The following is a 24,180-nucleotide window of genomic DNA, read 5'->3' as shown; positions in this document are numbered from 1 at the left end:
AGCGTGGCGCGCGCCATGCCCGCCACAATCGCGGGCTCTGATTTTAGCCAACGGGAAGCCGGTTTCAGCGCGCCGCAGGACGCGTGGACCATCGACATCGAGTCTTCGACGGTCACCGACTGAATGCCCGTCGCCTGCAGATCGCGCTCGGTTCTACCCAACGCAGGGAGCAGATAGTTATGTTTTGCCAGCAGCAGGTGCGATCTGTTCAGTTTGGTCGCAACGTGAACCTGCAGATCCAGATTTTTCATCGCCGCAAAGGTACGCTGCGGCTGGGGCATCGCCACCGCCAGATTGCCGCCCATGCAGATGAGCGCTTTTGCATCGCCCCGCTCGATGGCCCGAATACTCTCCACGCTGGAACGGCCATGTTTGCGCGGAACACGGATAGAAAAATACATCTCAAGGCGTTGCAGGAAATCTTCGGACGCCGCTTCGTTGATCCCCACAGAACGATCGCCCTGCACATTAGAATGACCACGTAACGGGCAGATCCCCGCCCCTGGCTTACCTATATTGCCTTTCAGCAGTAGCAGGTTTACCAGTTGCTGGACGTTCTCAGTGCCGTTTTTATGTTGGGTGATACCCAGACCATAACAAACAATCGTGGCGCGGGATTTACTGTAGCTGTGCGCCAGATCTTCCATCTGACTGCGCGTCAGTCCCGAGTCCTGTTCCAGCTCCGCCCAGCTACGCTGGCGTAAGTCATCATACAGCGCGGCATATCCGGCGGTGTGCTCATCGATAAACGCATGATCGAGCGTTGGCTGCTGATCCAGTAAGATCCGCGCTTCATCCATTTCGATCAGCGCCTTCATGATGCCTTTAAGCAGCGAGGCGTCACCGCCCATTTTGACCTGGTAGTAGTCGTGGCTCAGCGCCGTCGCCTGGCCGGTGAACATCTCTTTCGGACTTTGCGGAAAACTAAAGCGCTCAAGCCCTCTTTCGGTCAGCGGATTGATGGAGATAATCTTAGCCCCGCGTCTGGCAACATCGCGCAGCGTGGTGAGCATACGTGGATGGTTAGTGCCAGGGTTATGCCCGATACAAATCACCAGATCGCAGTGGTCAAAATCATCGAGTTCAACGGTTCCTTTTCCAAGGCCAATGGCCGGCGTTAGCCCTGCGCTGGTCGGTCCGTGGCACATGTTTGAGCAATCAGGGAAGTTGCTGCTGCCATATTCGCGGGCAAACAGCTGATACAGGAACGCCGCCTCATTTGACGTTCTGCCGGAGGTGTAAAACTCAACCTGCTGGGCTGACTCATAGCTGCGCAGACGCTCGCCGATCTCATGGAGGGCGATATCCCAATCCACCGCCTGCCAGGTGTCTGACGCTGCATCGTATTTCATCGGATGCGTTAAACGACCGATATTTTCCAGTTCATAATCGCTGTAGTGCCATAGCGTAGAAACCGGATGACGGCTGAAAAATTCCGGTGACGCTTTCTTGCGGGTTGTCTCCCAGGTGACTGCCTTAACGCCGTTTTCGCACAGCTCCATCGGTGCCCGATGGCCTGGGTCCGGCCACGCACAGCCCGGACAGTCGAACCCTTTCACCTGGTTCATTTTAAACATCGCGATAATGTCGCGGGCGACAGCCTTTTGCGAAAACAACGAAGCAGTGACGGCTTTTACCGCGCCCCACCCACCCGCCGGGCCCTGATAACCGCTTACTCCTGGAACACCCTTTTTCATTATTACTGCTTATTCACCGCCAATTTTTGATGGTGAATACGGTAGCAATTTCCGTCCAACATTGATTTCCTCTTCATGGAGTACGGGCCAGGTACAATGAACGGGTTAGATTTATCTTCCCCTTTCAGCACAAAACGGCATAAAGTCCCAATCTGTTAAATTGAGTTCTACCTGGCTGCTACACTGCATCAAACAACCACTCAGAAGGCAGGTCACTATGTCAGACAATACCTATCAGCCCGCGAAAGTCTGGACGTGGGAAAAATCGAACGGCGGCGCATTCGCCAATATCAATCGCCCTGTTTCCGGCGCTACACACGAGAAAACGCTGCCAGTTGGCAAGCATCCGCTGCAGCTCTATTCGTTGGGTACGCCAAACGGGCAGAAAGTGACAATTATGCTGGAGGAGCTGCTGGCGCAGGGCGTGAAGGGCGCGGAATACGATGCCTGGATCATCCGCATCGGCGATGGCGATCAGTTTTCCAGCGGCTTTGTGGAGGTGAATCCGAACTCGAAGATCCCGGCGCTACGCGATCACTCGCAAAACCCACCGGTTCGCGTATTCGAATCTGGCGCAATCCTGCTCTATCTGGCGGAAAAGTATGGCTATTTTCTGCCGCAGGATTTACCAAAACGCACCGAAACGCTGAACTGGTTATTCTGGCTACAAGGCGCAGCCCCATTCCTTGGCGGTGGCTTTGGCCACTTCTACAACTATGCGCCAGTGAAGATTGAGTACGCGATCAACCGCTTCACCATGGAAGCCAAACGCTTACTCGACGTGTTGGATAAACAGTTAGCACAGCATCAGTTTGTCGCCGGAGATGAATACACCATTGCCGATATGGCGGTCTGGCCGTGGTTTGGCAACGTGGTATTGGGGAACGTCTATGATGCGGCAGAGTTCCTTGATGCCGGAAGTTACAAGCACGTGCAGCGCTGGGCAAAGGAGATTGCGGCGCGTCCGGCGGTTAAGCGTGGTCGGATTGTAAACCGCACTAACGGACCGCTGAATGAGCAGCTTCATGAACGCCATGATGCCAGCGACTTCGATACCCATACCGAAGATAAGCGTCAGGGCTAAAATGCCTGATGGCGACGCCGGGGTGTCTTATCAGGCCTACAAAGATGTCATGCCGTAGGCCGGATAAGGCGTTTGCGCCGCCATCCGGCATAAAATCAAGCGCTGGTGACGTCATACTCCATGCGGCGAAGTGCATCCAATGTGAATTTAGCTTCATCTTCATCAATGATGCTCATGGCGAACCCTACGTGCACCAGCACCCATTGCCCGACCAGTTCGGCAGGCTCGCCTTCACATATCAGGGCAATATTGACATCACGCTTGATGCCGCACACTTCAACCTGCGCAAGCTGGTGAATATCTTCACCAACGGCCAGAACCTGACCAGGGACTCCAATACACATATCTGACTCCGCCCCATAGCAACCTATGGGCTATTCGACTTCAATACTTTTCACTTTCAGTGAATCGCCAGCATCTACCCGCAGACGATCGCCCTGACAGAGAGGACACTGCGCATCATGCTGGGTGATCTCTACGACCTGACTGCAATCCCAGCACCACGCCTGGGCGGGTTTGTAATCAATATGCAGCTCACAACCCTGGGCCAGCGTCCCCTGACAGACGATGTCGAAACTGAAACGCACGGCGCTCTCTTCAACGCAGGAGAGCGCCCCGATTTCCAGCCAAACGCCGGTTACACGTTTGACACCGTGCTGCTCTGCCTGCTGTTGAACAATCTCAACCGCGCTCTGACAAAGGGACAGCTCATGCATTTTCGCAGTTCCGACGACCCAGCAGCAGCGCGCGGCGGTTGAGCTGCGGCGCATTTGGATCGCTCACCGGCAGCGATAACAGCATTCGCGCGCAATCGTCAGTCAGGCGCACACCTTCTTGCGCAGACATGCTGTGCGAAAGCGGCGACATCAGCGAACAGGAGAGGTATTGCGATACACCCTCCAGTTCACCCACGGTAAAGGTCATTTCGCCATACGGCAGACGCAACCCGATTTTTTCGCTGACTTTACGCACCGGCCAGACCTGATCCGGCCCAGGGAAAATCAGCGCGCTGAGCATCCAGGGTGTGATAACACACCCCGTCCACTGTCCTTCAAACAGCGTAAAATCAGAGACATATACCGGCATATTCGGATGCAGGAAAGAAAGATCGTGCATCGAACGCCGGGCAACCTCTTCAAACGCGGCCTGAATTTGCTGCTTCGGGGCTGTCTGAAAGCCTAAGAACTCCTCAGACATGTGCCTTCTCCCGTGGAATAGCTTCAACGCCAGACTCGCGCAGCGCGGCAAGAACCTGCTCAAGCGCAGGTTCAATCATCGCTTCGACCGTTGGCGTTAGCCCGATATGCGGCTCCAGCGATTCCGGAATAACGCCGACTAACGTCAGCTTTTTCGGAAACTCGCCAGTGAAACGCAGGGCCGACAAAACGTCGGCCAGGCCAAGCTGGTGCGGTGAGATTTTGTTGGTAAACAGCGCCGGGATCTCTTCATCCCGCAGGACCATCATCGTTCCTGGCGTGTTTTTCTTCGACACAATGGCGTCAGCAATGATCAGATGATCTCTGTTCGCCATATCGCCGAGAAGCTCCATCCCAGCCGTACCACCGTCCAGAACATCAACAAAGTCTGGCAGGATGTACCGTTGCTCTAATGCCTCAACGATACGTACTCCGATGGCTTCGTCGGTCAGCAAAATATTGCCGACCCCTAAGACTAATATCCGCATTACAGAACCTTAACTGAGACCACTTCGTTCCCGTCAACGTCCACCACATGCACCGCACATGACATACAAGGGTCGAAGGAGTGAATGGTACGAACCACTTCCAGCGGTTTGTTTGGATCGGCAATCGGCGTACCTACCAGCGAGCGCTCATACGGTCCCACTTCATCATTAAAGTTACGTGGGCCAGAGTTCCAGGTTGACGGTACAACCGCCTGGTAGTTGCTGATAATGCCATCTTTAATCACCATCCAGTGAGACAGCATACCGCGTGGCGCTTCGAGGAAACCAACACCTTTGAATTCGCCCGTTGCCGGAATATCCGGTTTCACGAAGGTGGTGTGGTCGCCTTTACCGATGTTCACAATCAGCGCGTTGTACTGATCCTGCAGAACGTTCTGCAGTTCACAGCAGTGAACGGTACGGCCAATAATACGGCCCAGCGTAGAGTGCAGCTGAGACACTTCGATAGTTTTACCGGTCAGCTTGGTGTAAATCGCGATGATTTCATTCAGCTTGGCATGGGTAGACTCGCGTTTGGCCGCCAGTTTACACAGCATGTTGGCCAGCGGCCCCACTTCAACCGTTTTACCGTAGAAGGTCGGTGCTTTAACCCAGGAGTACTTGCCGTCATCTGACCAACCGGTGTAATCAGGAACCGTTGTGCCTTCCCACGGAGCCTGCGGCGCTTCGTCTTTGTACCACGCGTGTTTCGCACTCTCCTGAATCCCTTTGATCAGGTACTCATCGGAGTGAGAGGTGATCGGACGATAGGTCGACAGATCTTCATTAGTAATGTAACCACCCGGGAACAGGAAGCTGCCGTTTTTACCGTCAGTCGGGAATTCCGGCGCGCTCAGATAGTTAACCGCACCCTGACCACGCTCCAGCCACTCAGGATAGAATGCAGCAATAACCGCGGTATCTACCTTGTAAACCTGCTCAACGAAGTCGCTCAGCTTATCAATGAAAGACTTGATGTACATCAGGCGTTCAAGGTTCAGCACGCCAAGACCGTCGAGGTTAATCGGGTTAGCAACCCCACCTACCGCCAGGTTCTGGATGTGCGGCGTTTTACCGCCGAGCAGCGCCACAACGCGGTTGGCATCACGCTGGCATTCCAGCGCCTGCAGATAGTGAGCGACCGCAATCAGGTTCACTTCCGGCGGCAGCTGCATTGCCGGGTGACCCCAGCAACCGTTAGCAAAAATGCCTAACTGACCGCTGGCAACAAGATCTTTGATCTTGTTCTGAACCTTGGTGAACTCTTCTGCGCTGTTCAGGTGCCAGGAGGACACGCCGTTCAGCATGGCAGATGCTTTCGCTGGATCAGCTTTCAGGGCAGAGGTGATATCCACCCAGTCCAGCGCAGACAGCTGATAGAAGTGAACAATGTGGTCATGCGTGGTGTGCGCGGCCAGAATGATGTTACGGATATACTGTGCATTTACCGGAACATCAATATTCAGCGCGCTTTCAGCTGCACGAACGGAAGAGATAGCGTGAGTGGTCGTACAAACGCCACAGATACGCTGCACAATCATCCAGGCATCGCGCGGATCGCGATTTTTCACGATCTCTTCCATGCCGCGCCACATGGTACCGGAAGCCCATGCTTTAGATACCACGCCATTTTCGATTTCGCAGTCGATGCGTAAATGACCCTCAATACGGGTTACCGGATCAATAGTAATTCTCTGGCTCATGCTTTGCTCGCCTCATGACGATTTTGATCGTTTTGTTTTAAAGGAGGAAGTATCGGCAGTAGACGAATGAGTACGATGTATGCACAAATCTCAATAGCCACAAAACCAATAGAAATCAACAGCTCTTCCCAGGTCGGGAAGTAGTGGTAGCCACCACCAGGATTGAACGCCACCAGCGAATAGGACAGACGCCATGTTGCACAACCCAGCAATGCGCTCAGCGCAGACAGATACAGCATGCGCGAGTCGTTACGCAGCTTAGTGACGCGCAGCACCACCAGCGGGAAGACCATCAGCACGACCTCAAGCCAGAACATGGCTGAGTAGAAATCGCCTGCAAACGCATACGACAGCTTGTCGCGATAGATCAGTTCGCCAAAGCGCAGAACCACGAAAATCGCCAGCAGCACGCTGATGGTGTTCGTCAGCTTGATGAACAGACTTTTCTCGTCCGGACCGTTACCTTTCAGACCCGCTTGTACCAGTGAGCCTTCAAAGATGACGATCGAGAAGCCCATAATAAAGGCGGTTAATACCGAGAAAAGCGGCAACATTTCATAAGCTTGCCAAAGCGGATGCACCTTATAACCCGCAGAAATCATCAATGAACCCATTGAAGACTGGTGCATGGTTGGCAGCAGCGCGCCGAGGGCAATAACAAAGAACATCACTTTATTCAAACGTTTGAGAGAAACTTTCCACCCCAGACGTTCAAACAGAGCCGGAGCAAATTCCAGCGCCATGATGCCGATATAGATGGTCATACAGACCGCCGTTTCGAACAGTACCGAGTTCACGTTGAAGTGACCCGGAATGTAGAAGTACGGCAGGTTCCAGTAACGACCGACGTCAATGGTGATCGACAAACCACCCAGCGAGTAACCAAACAGGCTTGCCAGCAACGCCGGACGTACCAGTGGATGGTATTGTCCTCTGTTGAAAACATACACCGCCCACGCCAGCGCCCAACCGCCGCACGCAAAGCCAGTACCAATCAACAGGTCAAATGCGATCCATACGCCCCACGGGAAACCGCCGTTCAGATCGGAGACTGAACCCAATCCGAAGACCAGACGTTTCACGATCAGGAGCATACACAGGACGATAAGCGGCCCAAAAATAATGACCGGTTTGCTGATTATTTTTCCGCCCAGCGGTTTAGGATCATGACTCATGATCGTCTCCTCCATCGTGATGGTCGTTTTTCGTGTTACGACGAACCAGCACGGTTAAGCCCGCCAGCGCAGCCAGGGGTAAAATCATGCCCTTGTACAGGGAATGTTGAACATGTTCGGAACGCGCACCGGTTGAAAGGTCATCCAGTTTTGGCAGATCCAAATCCTCGTAAGGAACACCCGTCAGCACCATAACCTGCGTACCACCGCCTTCCTTTTCACCGTACAGGTGCGGATAGTACTTCGGTACCGTATGCAAATAAGTATCACCAGCGTTCACTGTCTGACGCGGATAGTGGTATTCGCTGCCAGGCTTCAGTGCGAGACGTTTTTTCGCCTCAGCCATCAGCTCTTCACGGGTACCAAAAATCACTGCACCGGCAGGACACACTTCAACACATCCCGGTAAGCCACCTTTGTCCAGACGTTCAACGCCTTTCTGGTTACACAGTTCACATTTATGAAGCGCACCAAATGGGTTGTTGTAGTCGTATTTAGGGACGTTGTACGGACAGGCGACCATGCAGTAACGACAGCCCGTGCAGACATCTTTGTCATAGTGGACGATGCCGGTTTTCGGGTCTTTCTTCAGCGCGGAAACCGGGCAAACGGAGACGCAGTTTGGATCGACACAGTGCATGCACTGTTTCTTAATGTATGCGTAACCATTTTCTTCCTGGTCTTTGTTAACGCCTGTTCCGCTACGCCACACCTGGATGATGTTGTTGGTGTACGGTGACAATTTGTCGTTGTTCGACCAGGTCTGCTCGCCTTCCGGGTTACGCGCCGGGAAGTTGATATCCTGACACTTAGTGACGCAGGCCTGGCAGCCTACGCACAGCGTCGAATCATAAAGCATCCCAAGAGAACCCGGGATCGGCGGACGGTTTTCTGCAGCCGCATGACTGATGGACGGCGCGGCGCCCAACAGCAATGCCCCGCTGGAGGCTGCTTTAATAAAGTTACGTCTGTTCACGGTTATTCTCCCCGTGAGTCAGCGTTATCTTTCTTCTGCTGACGCCCCAGTTCACGTACCGCCATCACGCTGACGCCGGCAACCAGCCCTACTACGCCGCCAAGCAGCCCAATAGCCCCAGCTGAAATGTTGCCGCCTTCTTTCATGTTGACATCAGGCTTCTCTGAACGCGGGGTTTGGTTTTCCACATGGGCGAGTTGGTGAATGCCTTTATGGAAACCGACGCCTTCTTCGTTACAGCCGTAGCAAGGATGACCAATAGCCACCGGCCACACGCCGCCAACGTCGCAGAATTGCAATGTTGAGCAGTTGCCGTACGTTTCTGGCCCTTTACAGCCCAGATGATAGAGGCACCAACCTTCACGATGGCCTTCATCGCCGAACTCTTTAGCAAAACGACCGGCATCAAAGTGCGGGCGACGTTCGCAGTGTTCGTGAATCAAACGGCCATAGGCGAATGTCGGACGGTTTTTGGTATCCAGCTTCGGCGGCTTACCGTAAGTGATGATATGCGCGACCGTGGCGAGGAAGTTATGCGGGTTAGGCGGACAGCCTGGGATGTTGATGATGGTTTTGCCTGGCAGAACTTCTTGCAAGCCGACCGCACCCGTTGGGTTCACGCCAGCGGCAGCCACACCACCCCATGCGGCACAAGAGCCGATAGCGATGATAGCTGCTGCACCTTCGGCCGCTCTGCGGATGTGATCCACAATTGGCTCACCGGCAACCATGCAATAAATACCATTATCTTTTAGTGGTATAGAACCATCTACCACCAGAACATATTGCCCTTTGTACTTCTCCAGAGCGTTATGTTTGTTCTCTTCGACCTGGTGGCCAAAGGCGGCAGAGAGCACCTCATGATATTCAAGAGAGATAGTCTCCAGAACGAGGTTTTCCACTGTAGGGTGTGTCGCACGAAGCAGCGATTCAGTACAACCCGTACACTCCTGAGCACCAATCCAGATAACCGGCGGGCGCTGAGGACGAGAAACTGATTCGGCCATTTCTGCGGCGGCTTTGCTACTGAGCCCCATGGTAGCGGCCAGTGCTGCACAAAGCTTCATGAAATCACGGCGATTGATGCCGTTCGAATTGATGAGAGAATTATCTCCAGTCATTTTATTGTTATTCCGTTGCGAAGACCTGGCTTTTATTTTGCACCATTCGCATGTTGCATATTGCGATCGGCGCGCCATTACCACACTTTTTATATGGTTATGTGCATTATAATACTTCGGCGGAGCAACAAAACGAAGGCGTAGGTCAATAGTGTAATTAATTAAAGCAAGATAATACCCCTTTTGGATCAAGCTTCGAGCCGATAGCCGGCCATGAAAAACCGAATTGTTGTACTCGACTGGTTCTCTTTGAAGAAATCCATCACCATCTCTTTATCCAGCCCGTAACGACGCGTCAGGATCCCCGCTTCCCATGCGCTGAGCTGTCGGTCACCCGTTTTTTCAAACATTCGATGTGAAAAACCCAGAACAAAACCGCGTTTATAATCTGAACAAAAATTCGCCACTGAACGAGCACTGTCCGCACTTGAGGCGTTCAATCCGGCCATCAGGCCCTTTCCAAAATGGTTGTCCATGCATAACCTCCAATCGCTATATAACAAATTATATAGCGATTTTTTAAGCAAAGGCCAGAGGTATCACGCACTTTTTTGTGCCAGATTAAAAGGACACCCACTCGTCCGTTTTAGGTGCTGCAGAGGTTCTGCTTTCTGCGGAAGGGGAAGCGGTATTGGCAGTGGCGTATTGCACATCATTCGCAGACAGGCGGAACTGTTGCACCGAGCGTTGCAGCTCTTCCGTTTGCCGTTCCAGCGCTACTGCAGCGGCGGAGACTTGCTCTACCAATGCAGCATTCTGTTGCGTTACGCTGTCCATCTGCGTGATCGCAACACTAACCTGCGAGATGCCCTTATTCTGCTCTTCCGAGGCTGAGGCAATTTGTTTCATGATAACGGTCACTTCGGTGGCACCGCGCAGAATCGCTTCCATGGTTAATCCCGTCTCTTTAACCAGACGAGCGCCCTGTTCGACACGACGCGACGATTCACCGATTAATGTCTCAATCTCTTTTGCCGCACCGGCGCTACGGCTGGCGAGATTACGTACTTCCCCTGCTACCACGGCAAAACCACGTCCCTGTTCACCAGCCCTGGCCGCTTCAACGGCGGCGTTGAGCGCCAGAATGTTGGTCTGGAAAGCAATGCTATTAATGACAGAGGTAATTTCTGCGATCTGTTTAGAACTGGCAGCAATACCGTCCATGGTGTCGACCACTTCAGAAACCAGGGTGCTTCCTTTACCTGCCGTTTCTGTTGCGGTATCGGCAAGCTGGCTGGCCTCACGCGCATTTTCGGCGTTAAGTTTTACCGTAGCGGTCAGTTGCTCCATGCTGGCAGCGGTCTCTTCCAGCGCCGCGGCCTGCTCCTCAGTACGGGAAGAGAGATCGTTATTGCCGGTAGAAATTTCCGTAGCACCTCGCCAGATGTTGTCACTGCCTGAACGAATCGTACTTACGGCTTCACGCAGGCTGTCCTGCATTGCGCACAATAAAGGGACCAGTTGGCCCACGCAGTTACGCCCAAAATCTTCAATTGGATGGCTGAGATCGCCCTGGGCAATCTGGCGGAACTGCAAGCGAATGCGACCGAGAGGTTTCACCATCATGGTAACGAGGTAACGATCGGTGAAGAACAGGAGGGCAATCCCGAGGATAACGGCAGTAATAATCAGTGTCCGAATGATCGACGTTTTACCGTCTACCATGATACGCGTCGCATCAAGTCTCTTTCCGGCGGTGGTATTAAACAGCTCAGCGCTGGCACCAAATTCACGGCTCAGTGCGGGCGTAATCGTGCTGGCATGTTCCGAAAACGCCGTAAGCGAGCCCTGCTGCGCCAGCTGCATTTGCGGTATCACGCCTTTATCCAGCAAAGCTTGCCACTTGGCCAGCACTGCTGCTGAAATTTCCGGGTCCATCGGTCCTGGAGACAATGTTTTCATCTCCTGGAGCTTTTGGCTCAGATTATCCAGCGATTGCTGGGCAGGTGCAAAATCAGGCGTTTCACCACCAATTTTGACATCCACAGCACGGCTCAGGCGTGTCACAAAGCGAAAGTACTGATCGTTCCCCTGACTCAGTACCGTCATCTGTTTGACAAGATGACGGTCAATATCGTTGCCTTCTGATATTTTTGATAAAGCATGAAGACTGAATAAACCCACGCCCGACCAGAGCAGGCAAAAAAGTCCCAGTATCGCCAGCATGACAATACGAATAGTGAAGTTTTTCAGCAAATACATAATAATTTCCTTGCCATTGATGAGGAATTCGCCATCAGGCGATACTTCCCCTTGTTATCGGCAGGCAATGAAGAAGATATAATACGTTCTTTATTTTTTTACTTTTTTAAGTCTATCTATTATCCCTGCTGGTCATATCAATATGAATGTTAATGAAATTAGGTAGCATTATTATTCAGATAATTAACCTAAAGCTGTAAGTAATGCGTTGTTTTTCATAACAAATATTTATCAAACCAGGCAAGAGTGCGTTCCCAGGCTAAATCAGCAGCTGCTTTATCATAACGGGGTGTCGAATCGTTATGAAAACCATGATTAACACCGGGATAGATATATGCTTGATAGATTTTCTTATTCACTTTGAGTGCAGCTTCATAAGCGGGCCAGCCTTCATTAATTCGTGTGTCTAGTTCTGCATAGTGTAATAATAAAGGCGCATTAATTTTAGGGACATCAGAAGCAGGAACCTGACGACCATAAAAGGGCACCGCACATGCCAGTTCAGGGAAAGCAACAGCCGCTGCATTCGCCACACCACCACCGTAGCAAAATCCGGTGATCCCCACCTTTCCTGTCGCCATCGAATAACGCTGCATAAACTCAATAGCGGCAAAAAAATCATTCATCAGCTTAACGGGATCAACCTGCTGCTGTAATTCCCGGCCTTTATCATCATTGCCGGGATAACCGCCCAGTGAACTTAATCCATCGGGTGCCAGTGCAATATAACCCGCCTTCGCCACCCGCCGTGCTACATCCTCAATATACGGATTCAGCCCACGATTCTCATGTACCACTACCACCGCCGGAACCTTCCCCGTCACCTTCGCGGGTTTCACCAGATAACCTCGCACATCACCATGCCCATCAGGCGATGGATAGGTAATGTATTCTGCCAGAATATCGGGATCGGTAAATTCTACCTGCGTTGCCAGGGCATAGTTCGGTTTCAGCAAATTGAATAGCGCCAGTGCCGTCATGCCACCTACCGCATATTTCGCCGCCAGATTCAGAAACTCGCGTTTCGTAATTTTGCCATGGGCGTAATAGTCATAGTAATCGAGTAACTCCTGCGGAAAGTCTTTAGCAGTCAGACGCGGCATGGTCGCACTCCTGAGTGATGTTTTTTTAAGCAAAGCACAGCGGTCTGTTTTTGCCCAGTTTTTCATCCCAATGTGACCTGGTGAACGGGATATTCACCACGAACCCGCTAGAATAGAAACGTTGTTTTGAAATTCACCTGCACTAAGGAGATCTCATGGCCTGGTTTGCCAATCCTGAACGTTATGAGCAAATGCTCTATCGCTACTGTGGGCGCAGCGGCTTGCGCCTGCCCGCGCTGTCGCTGGGTTTATGGCACAGTTTTGGACACGTTCACGCTCTGGATTCACAACGAGCACTGCTGCGAAAAGCATTTGATTTAGGGATCACTCATTTTGATTTAGCCAATAACTACGGGCCACCTCCGGGCAGTGCTGAAGAGAATTTTGGTCGATTGCTGCGCGAGGATTTTGCACAATATCGTGATGAATTGATCATCTCGACCAAAGCGGGTTACGACATGTGGCCGGGGCCTTACGGTTCTGGCGGCTCACGCAAGTATCTGCTGGCCAGCCTCGACCAGAGCCTCAAGCGCATGGGTCTCGACTACGTCGATATCTTCTATTCGCACCGCGTTGATGAAAATACGCCAATGGAAGAGACCGCTTCCGCGCTGGCCCATGCTGTGCAAAGTGGCAAAGCACTGTATGTCGGTATCTCATCTTATTCGCCAGAGCGCACGCAGAAGATGGCCGAACTGCTGCGGGAATGGAAAATTCCGCTGCTTATCCACCAGCCATCCTACAACCTGCTTAACCGCTGGGTAGACAGCAGCGGATTGTTGGATACGCTGGAATCCAACGGAATGGGCTGTATTGCCTTCACCCCGTTGGCGCAGGGGCTCCTGACAGGGAAATACCTCAACGGTATTCCTGATGGTTCCCGCATGCAGCGTGAAGGGAAAAAAATCCGTGGGCTGACGGAAAATATGCTGACGGAAGCAAATCTTAACAGTCTGCGTTTGCTCAATGAGATGGCCCAACAACGTGGGCAGTCGATGGCGCAAATGGCGTTAAGCTGGCTACTAAAAGATAACCGGGTCACATCGGTATTAATTGGTGCCAGCCGACCTGAGCAGTTGGAAGAGAACGTTCAGGCACTGGCAAACCTGACATTCAGCGCCGAAGAACTGGCACAGATTGATAAACATGTCGCGGACGGCAAGCTCAATCTGTGGCAGGCCTCATCAGACAAATAACGATCTGAACATTATGCCGGGTGTAGTCCTACCCGGCCTTAATGGCCTGCTGATGAGAGTGGGCAAGTAAATCTCGCCTCACACCTCGTCCTCTTTAATCAACGGACGCTGGTATTCCGGCCATACCAGTGCGACAAGTGCAGGATAGGCTTCCAGGCTGAACTCCCTGAAGCACTGCCGCAAGTTAAGCACATCCAGATCGGCGTGCGGGACTTTCTCCCCGCTGAGGCAGCGCTTTTTAATATTGTCATAATACTTATAAACCGCAGAGTTAAGATCGCTACAGCGCCGCTGCGCGTCAAAGAGCCCGGGCGTTTCATTCAGCTCCACCATTGTCATCCTCTTGACTGTGGAGTGGATAAAATCAATATATTCGTGATTGACTCGCCAATACCATACCGGAGTAATCGAATTCATCAGGGCAGAAAAATGATCTTCTCCCTCTTCTTTACTTAGCATTTCCGGCTGGCGCTGTGCGTTAACATCTTCTGCATAACGGTTTTTATTTGCACTACGCATTAGCAAAAGTACCCCGCAGGTAAGCAATAGCAGGGTAATAACAGAATAAAATATACTGTTCATAGCGGGCTCCATTTTTTTTGATTTTAAAATTACCCCATGCTATTGTCAACGCGGCCTACCTTATTAAAAACATCATATTATTGGCAGCAAAGGATATTTCAACATGCTTCCCGAGCATCTTGTTCCCTCTCGTTTTCATTTATCCGCAACCCCGAACAATACAAATACCACAGAAAATAGTGAAAATTTGACTCAGGGAAAGATAAAACTAAGTGATTACGAATCAGAAATTTTGATTAGCTCCGCAGCTACCGGCCAGTCCCGGAATATGTTATTTGAAGAGTGCGATCGTCATTTAAAAGAGCGCCTTTTCCGCGCCGCAAAAATTGAGTCATTTACTCGTCTGCTCAATTCATTACAGGCGGAAGGCGACATTAATGCCCAGGAATTAAGTAAAATTTTGGCCAAAAAAACAGCCATGATAAATGAACAAGGCAACAAAATTTGGCTTAATTTAATTACTCGCGAAACCAACGATCCTATTTTTTATTCTCTGGAAGAGAAATAAAATGAAAGATGTTGAAGATAATAATGTTTATTTGGCTTTAGATAACCACAAAAGCGATGAGTTTGTCTTAAAACAAAATCTGTCTGTGTTGATAGCCAATAAAAACACGACGCTGGAAAGCCTTGCTCAAGAGATGGTTTCTATACCCGCCGCACTGGTGCGGATGAAATGGCAAAATCGTCATGAAATCTACGCACTGCAAGCCAAAGAAGAGATTTACGGTGCCACTATCGAGGCCATCATCGCTCAGCAACCAGAATTGCGGGACAAAATAATGGCCCGTCTGGAAAGCACATACCAGCATCTGCTTGCACGTGAAACTGCCACACTGCGCCTGACCCGCAAGCTATCCGATGGGAACTATGAGCCCACAAAAATCACTACGGTGGCGTTGGACGAGAACAGATAAGGCAAAAGACTTGCAGAGGAGTGATGTCAGGAGAAGCTTGCCGGGTAAGGTCAAACCTGTGCCCGGCAACAAGGATTATTTGGCTTTCACGGTCTCTTCACCGACCAAACCAATCTTCAGGTAACCCGCCTGGTGCAACGTATCCATAACCTTCATCATAGTTTCGTAGTCGACGGTTTTATCTGCCCGGAAGAAGATGGTGGTGTCTTTCTTGCCTTCAGTTAGCGCGTTTAACTCGTTAATCATCGTCTCATCGGTGACCTGATCGTTACCAATAAACATGGTGTTATCGGCTTTTACTGACAGGTAAACCGGTTTTTCCGGACGCGGTTGCGGCGTACTGGTGGATGCAGGGAGATTGACCTTCACATCCACGGTTGCCAGTGGCGCTGCCACCATAAAGATGATCAACAATACCAGCATGACGTCGATAAACGGCGTCACGTTGATGTCATGCATTTCACCGTTATCGTCCAGGTTTTCATTAAAGCTCATTGCCATGGAACATTATCCTACACGTAATTTCTGCGCAGCACGTACCGGGTGTGCAGACGCGCTTGCACTCAGGTCCAGGTCACGACTTTGCAGCAACAGTACCTGCGCCGCGACATCGCCCAGCATCGCTTTATAGCTGCCAATCTGACGAGCAAAAATGTTGTAGATAACAACAGCAGGGATTGCCGCGACCAGACCGATCGCGGTTGCTAACAGTGCTTCTGCAATACCTGGAGCAACAACAGCCAGGTTGGTGGTTTGGGTTTGTGCGATACCGATGAAGCTATTCATTATGCCCCATACTGTACCAAACAACCCGACAAATGGAGAGATAGCCCCGATGGTTGCCAGGTATCCATTACCCCGCCCCATCTGACGGCCAACGGCGGCAACGCGACGTTCCAGACGGAAACCGGTACGCTCTTTGATCCCTTCGTTGTCATCACTGCCTGCTGACAGTTCCAGCTCGTTCTGTGCTTCGTTAATCAACAGAGCGCCCAGGCTTTTGCCATCGAATCCAGCGGCAATCTCACTTGCCTGATCTAAAGAGCGGGCATCTGCCAGCATTTGCTGTTCACGCTTAAGACGGCGCTTCTGCGTAAAGAACTCAAGGCTCTTACTAAAGAAGATAGCCCAGGTGACCACTGACGCCAAAATCAGCCCAATCATCACGCACTTAACCACGATATCGGCGTGCTGATACATACCCCAGACGGAAAGGTCCGTCTGCATCAAATTATTACCCACTCTGTATCTCCAGGACGCAAATCACAAAATCTGAGCGTAATCATATCAAAACGACGTCGAATTGATAGTCGTTCTCATTACTATTTACATAGTGCCGCACCTTTGGTTTCTTTTCCTTGCGCTCACGCAGTAAAAAAGTCACCAGAAATCGATTTGAGAATATTTTGTACTTTATGGCTGTTCTGCAGGACGCGGCAGATGAGATTCATGCTAGTTTAGACATCCAGACGTATAAAAATAGGTAATACAACATGGCAGATAAGCAGCTTGAGACCAAACTCGTTCACGCCGGGCGTAGTAAAAAATACACGCTGGGTTCGGTAAATAGCGTGATCCAGCGCGCGTCTTCACTGGTATTCGACACCGTTGAGGCGAAAAAACAGGCGACGCATAACCGCGCAAACGGTGCCCTTTTCTATGGCCGTCGCGGCACGCTGACGCATTTCTCACTGCAGGAAGCGATGTGTGAACTGGAAGGCGGGGCCGGTTGCGCCCTGTTCCCCTGCGGTGCAGCAGCCGTTGCCAACACCATCCTTGCCTTTGTTGAACAAGGCGATCATGTGCTGATGACCAACACCGCCTATGAACCCAGCCAGGATTTTTGCACTAAGGTGCTGGGCAAGCTTGGCGTGACAACCGGCTGGTTCGATCCGCTGATTGGCGCGGATATTGTGAAGCATATACAGCCGAACACTAAAGTCGTTTTTCTTGAATCTCCAGGTTCTGTCACCATGGAAGTTCATGATGTTCCAGCCATTGTTGCCGCCGTCAGAAGCGTAGTGCCTGACGCGATCATCATGATTGATAACACCTGGGCTGCGGGCGTGTTGTTCAACGCGCTGGATTTCGGTATCGATATCTCAATTCAGGCAGGGACGAAATATCTGATTGGTCATTCCGACGGCATGGTTGGGACAGCGGTATCCAATGCCCGTTGCTGGGATCAACTGCGTGAAAACGCCTATCTGATGGGACAAATGCTGGACGCCGATACCGCCTATATGACCAGCCGTGGATTGCGGACGTTAAGCGTTCGCCTGCGCCAACACCATGAAAGCAGTTTAAAAGTCGCCGAGTGGCTGGCTGACCATCCGCAGGTTGCCCGCGTGAATCACCCGGCACTTCCCGGCAGCAAGGGACACGAGTTCTGGAAACGCGACTTTACCGGTAGCAGCGGTCTGTTCTCATTTGTTCTGAATAAGAAGCTAAATAATGAAGAACTGTCTGCGTACCTGGATCACTTCAGCCTGTTCAGCATGGCCTATTCCTGGGGCGGTTTTGAATCACTGATTCTGGCTAACCAACCGGAACATATCGCGGCAATCCGTCCGCAAGGCAAAGTGGACTTCAGCGGAACGCTCATCCGTTTGCATATCGGTTTAGAGAATGTTGACGATCTGATTGCCGATTTAGCCGCAGGATTTGCCCGAATCGAGTAACATTGCCGCAGATGGACATATATGCAGACACTTCTGGTGGAAAAGTCTGCAATTGTTGCGTCCGGGATCAAGGCATCCCGGACAATTCAGGAGTACAATCCACTTATAAACGCTGTTCCACAGGAAAGTCCATGGTAGTCATTCAAGATATTATCTCCGCGCTTTGGCAACACGATTTTGCCGCGCTGGCGGACCCACACGTCGTGAGCGTGGTGTACTTCGTGATGTTCGCCACACTGTTTTTAGAAAATGGCCTGCTGCCCGCCTCCTTTTTGCCCGGTGACAGCCTGCTATTACTGGCAGGAGCGCTGATTGCTCAGGACGTGATGAGTTTTTTACCTACCATAGCGATTCTGACTGCCGCTGCCAGTCTCGGTTGCTGGCTGAGCTACATTCAGGGGCGCTGGCTGGGCAACACGCGGACGGTAAAAGGCTGGCTGGCACAATTACCTGAAAAATATCATCAGCGTGCTACCTGTATGTTTGACCAACACGGGTTGATGGCACTACTCGCCGGACGTTTCCTGGCGTTTGTACGTACCTTACTGCCAACCATGGCGGGGATTTCAGGGCTGCCTAACCGTCGCTTCCAGTTTTTTAACTGGCTGAGCGGGCTGCTGTGGGTCACTGTGGTCACCAGTTTCGGCTATGCGCTCAGCATGATCCCGTTTGTTAAACGCCACGAAGATCAGGTGATGACCTTTTTAATGATCCTGCCTGTTGCCCTGTTAACCGCAGGTCTGCTGGGAACGCTGTTCGTGGTGATTAAAAAAAAATACTGTAGCGCCTGAGTATTAGCCGTATGCCGGAGTCACTCCGGCATTTCGTTGATGGCGCGCAGCGTTAAGGCCGACAAGAAATCAACCCCCCTGCATCATCCGAATTCTGGCTGCATCTTCTCCTGGCGTGACGCCAAAGTAACGTTTGAACTCCCGACTAAACTGCGATGCACTCTCATAACCTACGCGCATGGCCGCCGCGCTGGCTTTCATCCCGTCATGAATCATCATCATCCGCGCTTTATGCAATCGATAGCTCTTCAGATACTGTAACGGTGAAGTACTGGTCACCGATTTAAAATTATGATGGAACGCCGACACGCTCATATTGGCCTCTGCCGCCAATTGCTCAACATTGAGATTTTCGGTGTACTTGGTTTCAATTCGCTTCAGCACACGGCTTATCAAACTGAAATGTGTCTGGCGACTGACCAGCGCCAATAACGCGCCACCACGCGGCCCGGTCAGTACGTGGTAGAGGATCTCACGAATAATCTGTTTTCCCAGAATACGTGCATCCAATGGCCGCTCCATCACATCCAGCAGGCGTTCCGCAGCACAGAGAATTTCATCGGATAGCGTCGCCGAATTGATCCCGCTTGCCGCCATTGCAGGCTGGAACAGCTCATCCTCACCAATATCCATCAGCAATTCCTGCAATTGCAGGATATCGACGTTCAGGCGGATACCAGCCAACGGAACGTCCGGTGTCGCATACGTTTCACATTCAAAGGGTAAAGGTACTGTGAGCAGTAAGTATTCGTTGGCATCATAGCGAAAGACACGCTCGTTGATATAACCAATTTTATATCCTGAAAAGAGAAATATAATGCCAGGCTGATACATCACTGGTGTGCGCACCCCAGGTTCAGAGCCGTACAGTAAGCGAATATCAGGCAGCAGATCATTTAATTTATTTTCATTATTTTTCAGCTGCTTAATTTTATCTGTCAGCAGGAGACAGATCTCATCACGGTTCATAGGGCACCATTTCATCATTAATTTGCAACCCTGATATAGTGCGGACTTTTATCCATTTTCTCCAGTAGTCTGTAGAAATGGGCAAGACATTGGCAGAAATGAGCATTGAGAGGAACGCTTCTGACGACCACAATGTTCACCATCAGGCAGGCACTCGCCTACCCTCTTTTTTACCCACACAAGGTAACGAGCAATGAACAACTTTAATCTCCATACCCCAACCCGCATTCTGTTTGGTAAAGGCGCGATTGCAGAACTGCGCGACCGAATCCCACAGGATGCTCGCGTACTGATTACCTACGGCGGTGGTAGCGTGAAAAAAACCGGCGTTCTGGCACAGGTTCAGGATGCACTGAAAGGCCTGGACGTGCTGGAATTTGGCGGTATTGAGCCGAACCCGTCTTATGAAACGCTGATGAACGCGGTAAAAATCGTGCGTGATGAGAAGGTGACATTCCTGCTGGCGGTAGGCGGCGGTTCTGTTCTGGATGGCACAAAATTCATCGCCGCAGCAGCACATTACGCTGACGGTGTTGACCCATGGCGCATTCTGGAAACACGCGGTAACGACGTACAAAGTGCCGTTCCAATGGGCTCCGTATTAACTCTGCCGGCAACTGGCTCCGAATCTAACTCTGGCGCGGTAATTTCGCGCAAAACGACTGGCGACAAACTGGCCTTCATGACCCCGTTTGTCCAGCCGGTATTCGCTGTACTCGATCCGGTTTACACCTATACTCTGCCGCCACGTCAGGTTGCCAACGGCGTGGTAGATGCTTTTGTTCATACCGTAGAACAATACGTGACTTATCCGGTAGACGGGAAAATTCAGGATCGCTTCGCCGAAGGCATTCTGCTGACGCTGATAGAAGACGGTCCGAAAGCATTGCAGGAGCCGGAAAACTACAATGTGCGTGCGAACGTCATGTGGGCAGCCACTCAGGCGCTGAACGGACTGATCGGCGCAGGCGTACCGCAGGACTGGGCAACCCATATGCTGGGTCACGAACTGACGGCAATGCACGGACTTGACCACGCTCAGACACTGGCAATCGTCCTGCCTGCATTGTGGAATGAAAAACGCGATACCAAGCGTGCCAAACTGCTGCAATACGCAGAACGCATCTGGAATATCACCGAAGGCTCCGAAGACCAGCGCATTGATGCCGCGATTGCCGCCACCCGTCAATTCTTCGAACAAATGGGTGTACCGACTCGCCTATCTGACTACGGTCTGGATGGCAGTTCCATCCCGGCACTGCTGGAAAAACTGCAAGCGCATGGCGGCACGAAACTGGGTGAACATCAGGACATTACGCTGGACGTCAGCCGCCGGATTTACGAAGCTGCCCGCTAAGGTTTTTTAACCTCCGACTTTCGTTTTTGGCTATTTATACCAGACTTAAGTCACACCTATGTCACCGGAGTATGTTCCGGTGACAGTCATTAAGGGGAGGAATTATGACCACTCCAACCATTATCAAACTACAGGATGGTAACGTCATGCCGCAACTGGGCCTGGGGGTCTGGAAGGCAAGCAACGAAGAAGTCATCACCGCCATTCATAAAGCGCTGGAAGTAGGGTATCGCTCAATTGATACCGCTGCGGCGTACAAAAACGAAGAAGGTGTCGGCAAAGCGATACGCGATGCTGGCGTACCGCGCGAAGAGTTATTCATTACCACCAAGCTGTGGAATGATGATCAGAAACGCCCACGGGAAGCGTTGCTCGAAAGCATGGAGAAACTCCAGCTCGATTACCTCGATCTCTACCTGATGCACTGGCCTGTTCCGGCGATCGATCACTACGTTGAAGCGTGGGAAAACATGATCGACCTGCAAAAAGAGGGGCTGATTAAGAGCATCGGCGTGTGCAACTTTCAGATCAATCATCTCCAGCGCCTGATGGATGAAACAGGTGTCCCGCCGGTGATTAACCAGATAGAACTGCATCCACTGATGCAACAGCGCCAGCTGCACGCCTGGAACGCCACACATAAAATCCAGACCGAATCCTGGAGCCCGCTGGCGCAGGGCGGCAAAGACGTATTTGATCAAAAGATCATTCGCGACCTCGCTGAAAAATATGGCAAATCACCGGCGCAGGTCGTCATTCGCTGGCATCTGGATAGCGGCCTGGTGGTGATCCCGAAATCCGTCACCCCTGCCCGTATCGCCGAGAACTTCAATGTCTGGGACTTCCGCCTGGACAAAGATGAACTCGGTGAAATAGCAAAACTCGATCAAGGTAAACGCCTTGGCCCTGACCCGGATCAGTTCGGCGGTTAATCTCTCCTCTCCAGCCCGGCATTCCCGTCGGGCTTTTCTCCTGTCGAAATATTAAGAAACAATAAACGCGCAACTATTGATGTATTTATGGCACATCCACGTGCAGCATTACGCAATATAACTTACTAATTATTCAGTAATAATATTGATTTAATGAACACATCACAAATATCTATAGGTGCGTGACCATGGCGGAAAAAACACAGCAAGGCGTCAAATGGCTCCCATTGATTCTTATACTATTTATTTCTGCCGGGCTCTGGCAGCTTACCCCACCCAGTGGGTTAAGTGCGCCAGCCTGGCATTCAGCCATTATCTTCGTTGCTACCATTGCTTCTATCGTGGCAAAAGTTCTGCCTATTGGCGCAGTCGGCATTATCGGTATTACCGTTTTTGCCCTCGCTTATGCTGCCGGGGATAAAACCGCCAGCGGCGCTATTACCACCGCACTGAGCGAACTGAACAGTTCTCTGATCTGGCTGATTGTCGTCGCCTTTATGATTGCCCGCGGGTTTATCAAAACGGGCCTCGGACGACGTATTGCGCTGCAGATGATCCGCCTGCTCGGCAAGCGCACGCTGGGACTCGCCTACGGACTGGCGTTTGCGGACCTGATACTTTCCCCCGCAATGCCAAGCAACACGGCCCGCTGCGGCGGCGTCATCTATCCCATTGCCGACTCCCTGGCGCGCAGTTTCCACTCGAACCCGGAAGATGAATCCCGCAGTAAAATCGGCACCTTTCTTATCACCTGTATTGGCAACGTCAACGACGTCACCGCCGCGCTCTTTATGACCGGATATACCGGCAACCTGTTGGCAGTGAAGCTGGCGGCCAATGCGGGGGTCACTCTGACCTGGGGCAGCTGGTTTATGGCGGCGCTGCTGCCTTGCCTGGTTTCCTTACTGCTGGTTCCATTACTGGTCTACTGGATTGTGCGCCCAGAAATTAAACACACGCCGGATGCCCCTAATCTGGCGCGTAAAGAACTGGCGGAAATGGGTCGTATGTCACGCGGGGAATGGCTGATGCTGGCGACCGTCGGCGTCCTGCTGGTACTGTGGATTTTTGGTGATACGCTGGGCGTCGACGCCACCACTGCCTCATTTGTTGGTTTATCCATCTTGCTGCTCAGCGGCGTTCTGAGCTGGGAAGATGTCAAAAGCGAGAAAGGTGCGTGGGATACACTGATCTGGTTTGCCGCACTATTGATGATGGCAAATCAGTTGAAAAAACTGGGTTTTACCACCTGGTTTGGCAACCTGATTGGCGATAGCCTGAGCAGTACTATGCATGGGACCAGTTGGGTGGTTGTCCTGCTGCTGCTCAACGCCGCGTACTTTTATACCCACTACTTTTTTGCCAGCGGTAATGCGCAGATTGCGGCGCTGTATGCCGTTTTCCTCGGCGTCGGCCTGCATTTGAACATTCCCGCTGCCCCTACGGCGTTGATGCTGGCCTTCACCAGCAGCCTGTACTGTTCCCTCACTCAGTACACTCACGCTCGCGGGCCGATTCTGTTTGGTGCCGGGTACGTACCGACGGGAGTCTGGTGGCGAACGGGATTCATCATCAGCCTGTTCAATCAAGCCGTCTTTATCACTGTAGGGCTGATGTGGTGGAAGATGCTGGGTCTGTACTAAACTCACTGCGTCCTGACGAAACGTCTTATCTACGGAGAAAAGGAATGACCTGTATTTTCTGTCAAATTGTTGAAGGTAAAGCGCCCTGCCATAAAGTCTGGGAAGACGAGCATCACCTGGCCTTTCTGTCGATTTTCCCAAACACCGACGGTTTTACCGTGGTGATCCCGAAAAAGCACTACCCAAGCTATGCATTTGATATGCCGCCACAGGCGCTGGCAGACCTGATGCTGGCGACCCAAAAGGTGGCGAAAAAACTGGATAAGGCTTTCCCGGATGTCAGTCGTACGGGGATGTTTTTCGAAGGGTTTGGCGTGGATCATGTGCACAGTAAGCTCAGCCCTATGCATGGCACAGGTGATTTGAC

26 protein-coding genes are annotated in these 24,180 nt (G+C 51.6%); 10 read left to right on the top strand and 16 right to left on the bottom strand.

Translation table 11 applies throughout. From position 1 onward, the window contains the following. The coding region (locus FDX03_RS13955; RefSeq protein ID WP_249357065.1) for an FdhF/YdeP family oxidoreductase at positions 1-1,697 on the bottom strand (1,697 nt) is incomplete at its 3' end. A 217-nt stretch (positions 1,698-1,914) separates the two neighbouring features. Between FDX03_RS13955 and yghU the strand changes: the two genes are divergently transcribed. Next, positions 1,915-2,781 (top strand): glutathione-dependent disulfide-bond oxidoreductase, encoded by an 867-nt coding sequence (gene yghU / locus FDX03_RS13950; RefSeq protein WP_061068589.1) that lies wholly within the window; start codon positions 1,915-1,917, stop codon positions 2,779-2,781. A gap of 95 nt (positions 2,782-2,876) precedes the next feature. Here yghU and hybG read toward each other — a convergent pair whose 3' ends face one another. The 11 genes from hybG to yghX all read right to left on the bottom strand — a co-directional run bounded on the left by hybG (position 2,877) and on the right by yghX (position 12,745). Further along, complete coding sequence (gene hybG / locus FDX03_RS13945; protein WP_048213216.1) at positions 2,877-3,125, bottom strand: hydrogenase maturation factor HybG; 249 nt, start codon at positions 3,123-3,125, stop codon at positions 2,877-2,879. A gap of 30 nt (positions 3,126-3,155) precedes the next feature. Further along, positions 3,156-3,497: a hydrogenase maturation nickel metallochaperone HypA gene (gene hypA / locus FDX03_RS13940; RefSeq protein WP_003828349.1), complete on the bottom strand. Its 342-nt coding sequence runs from the start codon at positions 3,495-3,497 to the stop codon at positions 3,156-3,158. Further along, on the bottom strand, positions 3,490-3,978 hold the full coding sequence (gene hybE, locus FDX03_RS13935) for a hydrogenase-2 assembly chaperone (RefSeq protein WP_005123148.1): 489 nt from the start codon (positions 3,976-3,978) through the stop codon (positions 3,490-3,492). Before hybE ends, hypA begins: the two co-directional genes overlap by 8 nt. After that, the gene (locus tag FDX03_RS13930; protein WP_061068591.1) at positions 3,971-4,465 is read right to left on the bottom strand and encodes a HyaD/HybD family hydrogenase maturation endopeptidase; all 495 of its coding nucleotides are present in this window, start codon (positions 4,463-4,465) and stop codon (positions 3,971-3,973) included. The genes hybE and FDX03_RS13930 overlap by 8 nt, the downstream gene beginning before the upstream one ends. Next, positions 4,465-6,168 carry a hydrogenase 2 large subunit gene (gene hybC / locus FDX03_RS13925; RefSeq protein WP_003024476.1) on the bottom strand — a complete coding sequence of 568 codons (1,704 nt, stop codon included), beginning with the start codon at positions 6,166-6,168 and terminating at the stop codon, positions 4,465-4,467. Before hybC ends, FDX03_RS13930 begins: the two co-directional genes overlap by 1 nt. Beyond that, complete coding sequence (gene hybB, locus FDX03_RS13920; protein WP_003024479.1) at positions 6,165-7,343, bottom strand: Ni/Fe-hydrogenase cytochrome b subunit; 1,179 nt, start codon at positions 7,341-7,343, stop codon at positions 6,165-6,167. Before hybB ends, hybC begins: the two co-directional genes overlap by 4 nt. Then, complete coding sequence (gene hybA / locus FDX03_RS13915; RefSeq protein WP_005123143.1) at positions 7,333-8,319, bottom strand: hydrogenase 2 operon protein HybA; 987 nt, start codon at positions 8,317-8,319, stop codon at positions 7,333-7,335. The genes hybB and hybA overlap by 11 nt, the downstream gene beginning before the upstream one ends. A gap of 2 nt (positions 8,320-8,321) precedes the next feature. Next, a complete protein-coding gene (hybO, locus tag FDX03_RS13910; protein ID WP_016154493.1) occupies positions 8,322-9,440 on the bottom strand; it encodes a hydrogenase 2 small subunit in 1,119 nt (372 codons plus the stop codon). 188 nt (positions 9,441-9,628) lie between these two features. After that, entirely contained in the window at positions 9,629-9,916 is a 288-nt protein-coding gene (locus FDX03_RS13905; RefSeq protein WP_048213218.1) for a DUF2623 family protein, read from the bottom strand. 85 nt (positions 9,917-10,001) lie between these two features. Then, complete coding sequence (locus FDX03_RS13900; RefSeq protein WP_137346074.1) at positions 10,002-11,642, bottom strand: methyl-accepting chemotaxis protein; 1,641 nt, start codon at positions 11,640-11,642, stop codon at positions 10,002-10,004. A 215-nt stretch (positions 11,643-11,857) separates the two neighbouring features. After that, positions 11,858-12,745, bottom strand: a complete 888-nt coding sequence (yghX, locus tag FDX03_RS13895) for a YghX family hydrolase (RefSeq protein ID WP_048213220.1) — start codon at positions 12,743-12,745, stop codon at positions 11,858-11,860. Positions 12,746-12,900: 155 nt separating this feature from the next. On the opposite strand from yghX, the gene FDX03_RS13890 reads away from it, so the two are divergent. Then, positions 12,901-13,941 (top strand): aldo/keto reductase, encoded by a 1,041-nt coding sequence (locus tag FDX03_RS13890; protein ID WP_137346073.1) that lies wholly within the window; start codon positions 12,901-12,903, stop codon positions 13,939-13,941. A 78-nt stretch (positions 13,942-14,019) separates the two neighbouring features. On the opposite strand, the gene FDX03_RS13885 is transcribed toward FDX03_RS13890, so the two are convergent. Next, complete coding sequence (locus FDX03_RS13885) at positions 14,020-14,523, bottom strand: ESA_00282 family adhesion-associated protein (RefSeq protein WP_319026329.1); 504 nt, start codon at positions 14,521-14,523, stop codon at positions 14,020-14,022. A gap of 103 nt (positions 14,524-14,626) precedes the next feature. On the opposite strand from FDX03_RS13885, the gene FDX03_RS13880 reads away from it, so the two are divergent. Both FDX03_RS13880 and FDX03_RS13875 read left to right on the top strand, forming a co-directional pair. After that, complete coding sequence (locus FDX03_RS13880; protein ID WP_137346072.1) at positions 14,627-15,031, top strand: hypothetical protein; 405 nt, start codon at positions 14,627-14,629, stop codon at positions 15,029-15,031. A 1-nt stretch (position 15,032) separates the two neighbouring features. Further along, on the top strand, positions 15,033-15,440 hold the full coding sequence (locus FDX03_RS13875) for a hypothetical protein (protein ID WP_048213223.1): 408 nt from the start codon (positions 15,033-15,035) through the stop codon (positions 15,438-15,440). 75 nt (positions 15,441-15,515) lie between these two features. On the opposite strand, the gene exbD is transcribed toward FDX03_RS13875, so the two are convergent. Then, positions 15,516-15,941 carry a TonB system transport protein ExbD gene (exbD, locus tag FDX03_RS13870; RefSeq protein ID WP_048213224.1) on the bottom strand — a complete coding sequence of 142 codons (426 nt, stop codon included), beginning with the start codon at positions 15,939-15,941 and terminating at the stop codon, positions 15,516-15,518. 6 nt (positions 15,942-15,947) lie between these two features. Next, the gene (gene exbB, locus FDX03_RS13865) at positions 15,948-16,682 is read right to left on the bottom strand and encodes a tol-pal system-associated acyl-CoA thioesterase (RefSeq protein ID WP_048213225.1); all 735 of its coding nucleotides are present in this window, start codon (positions 16,680-16,682) and stop codon (positions 15,948-15,950) included. Positions 16,683-16,933: 251 nt separating this feature from the next. Here exbB and metC point away from each other — a divergent pair, with 251 nt between their 5' ends. Together metC and yghB are read left to right on the top strand one after the other, a co-directional pair. After that, complete coding sequence (metC, locus tag FDX03_RS13860; RefSeq protein ID WP_061068595.1) at positions 16,934-18,121, top strand: cystathionine beta-lyase; 1,188 nt, start codon at positions 16,934-16,936, stop codon at positions 18,119-18,121. Between the two features lie 131 nt (positions 18,122-18,252). Continuing rightward, positions 18,253-18,912, top strand: coding sequence for a DedA family general envelope maintenance protein YghB (gene yghB, locus FDX03_RS13855; RefSeq protein ID WP_048213227.1), 660 nt, complete (start codon positions 18,253-18,255; stop codon positions 18,910-18,912). 69 nt (positions 18,913-18,981) lie between these two features. Here the strand turns inward: yghB and FDX03_RS13850 are convergent, their stop codons facing one another. After that, positions 18,982-19,881 (bottom strand): AraC family transcriptional regulator, encoded by a 900-nt coding sequence (locus FDX03_RS13850; RefSeq protein WP_048213228.1) that lies wholly within the window; start codon positions 19,879-19,881, stop codon positions 18,982-18,984. Between the two features lie 193 nt (positions 19,882-20,074). Here FDX03_RS13850 and yqhD point away from each other — a divergent pair, with 193 nt between their 5' ends. The 4 genes from yqhD to FDX03_RS13830 all read left to right on the top strand — a co-directional run. Next, complete coding sequence (gene yqhD / locus FDX03_RS13845) at positions 20,075-21,238, top strand: alcohol dehydrogenase (protein ID WP_137346071.1); 1,164 nt, start codon at positions 20,075-20,077, stop codon at positions 21,236-21,238. A 104-nt stretch (positions 21,239-21,342) separates the two neighbouring features. Next, complete coding sequence (dkgA, locus tag FDX03_RS13840; protein WP_048213230.1) at positions 21,343-22,170, top strand: 2,5-didehydrogluconate reductase DkgA; 828 nt, start codon at positions 21,343-21,345, stop codon at positions 22,168-22,170. Positions 22,171-22,358: 188 nt separating this feature from the next. After that, positions 22,359-23,813 carry a DASS family sodium-coupled anion symporter gene (locus FDX03_RS13835; RefSeq protein WP_048213231.1) on the top strand — a complete coding sequence of 485 codons (1,455 nt, stop codon included), beginning with the start codon at positions 22,359-22,361 and terminating at the stop codon, positions 23,811-23,813. Between the two features lie 44 nt (positions 23,814-23,857). Then, positions 23,858-24,180 (top strand): HIT family protein (locus FDX03_RS13830; RefSeq protein WP_137346158.1); only part of this gene is annotated, 323 nt, incomplete at its 3' end.

It is taken from the genome of Citrobacter sp. wls827 (genome assembly GCF_005280875.1).
GTDB lineage: Bacteria > Pseudomonadota > Gammaproteobacteria > Enterobacterales > Enterobacteriaceae > Citrobacter > Citrobacter youngae.
This window is presented reverse-complemented; position numbering and strand designations above follow the sequence as displayed.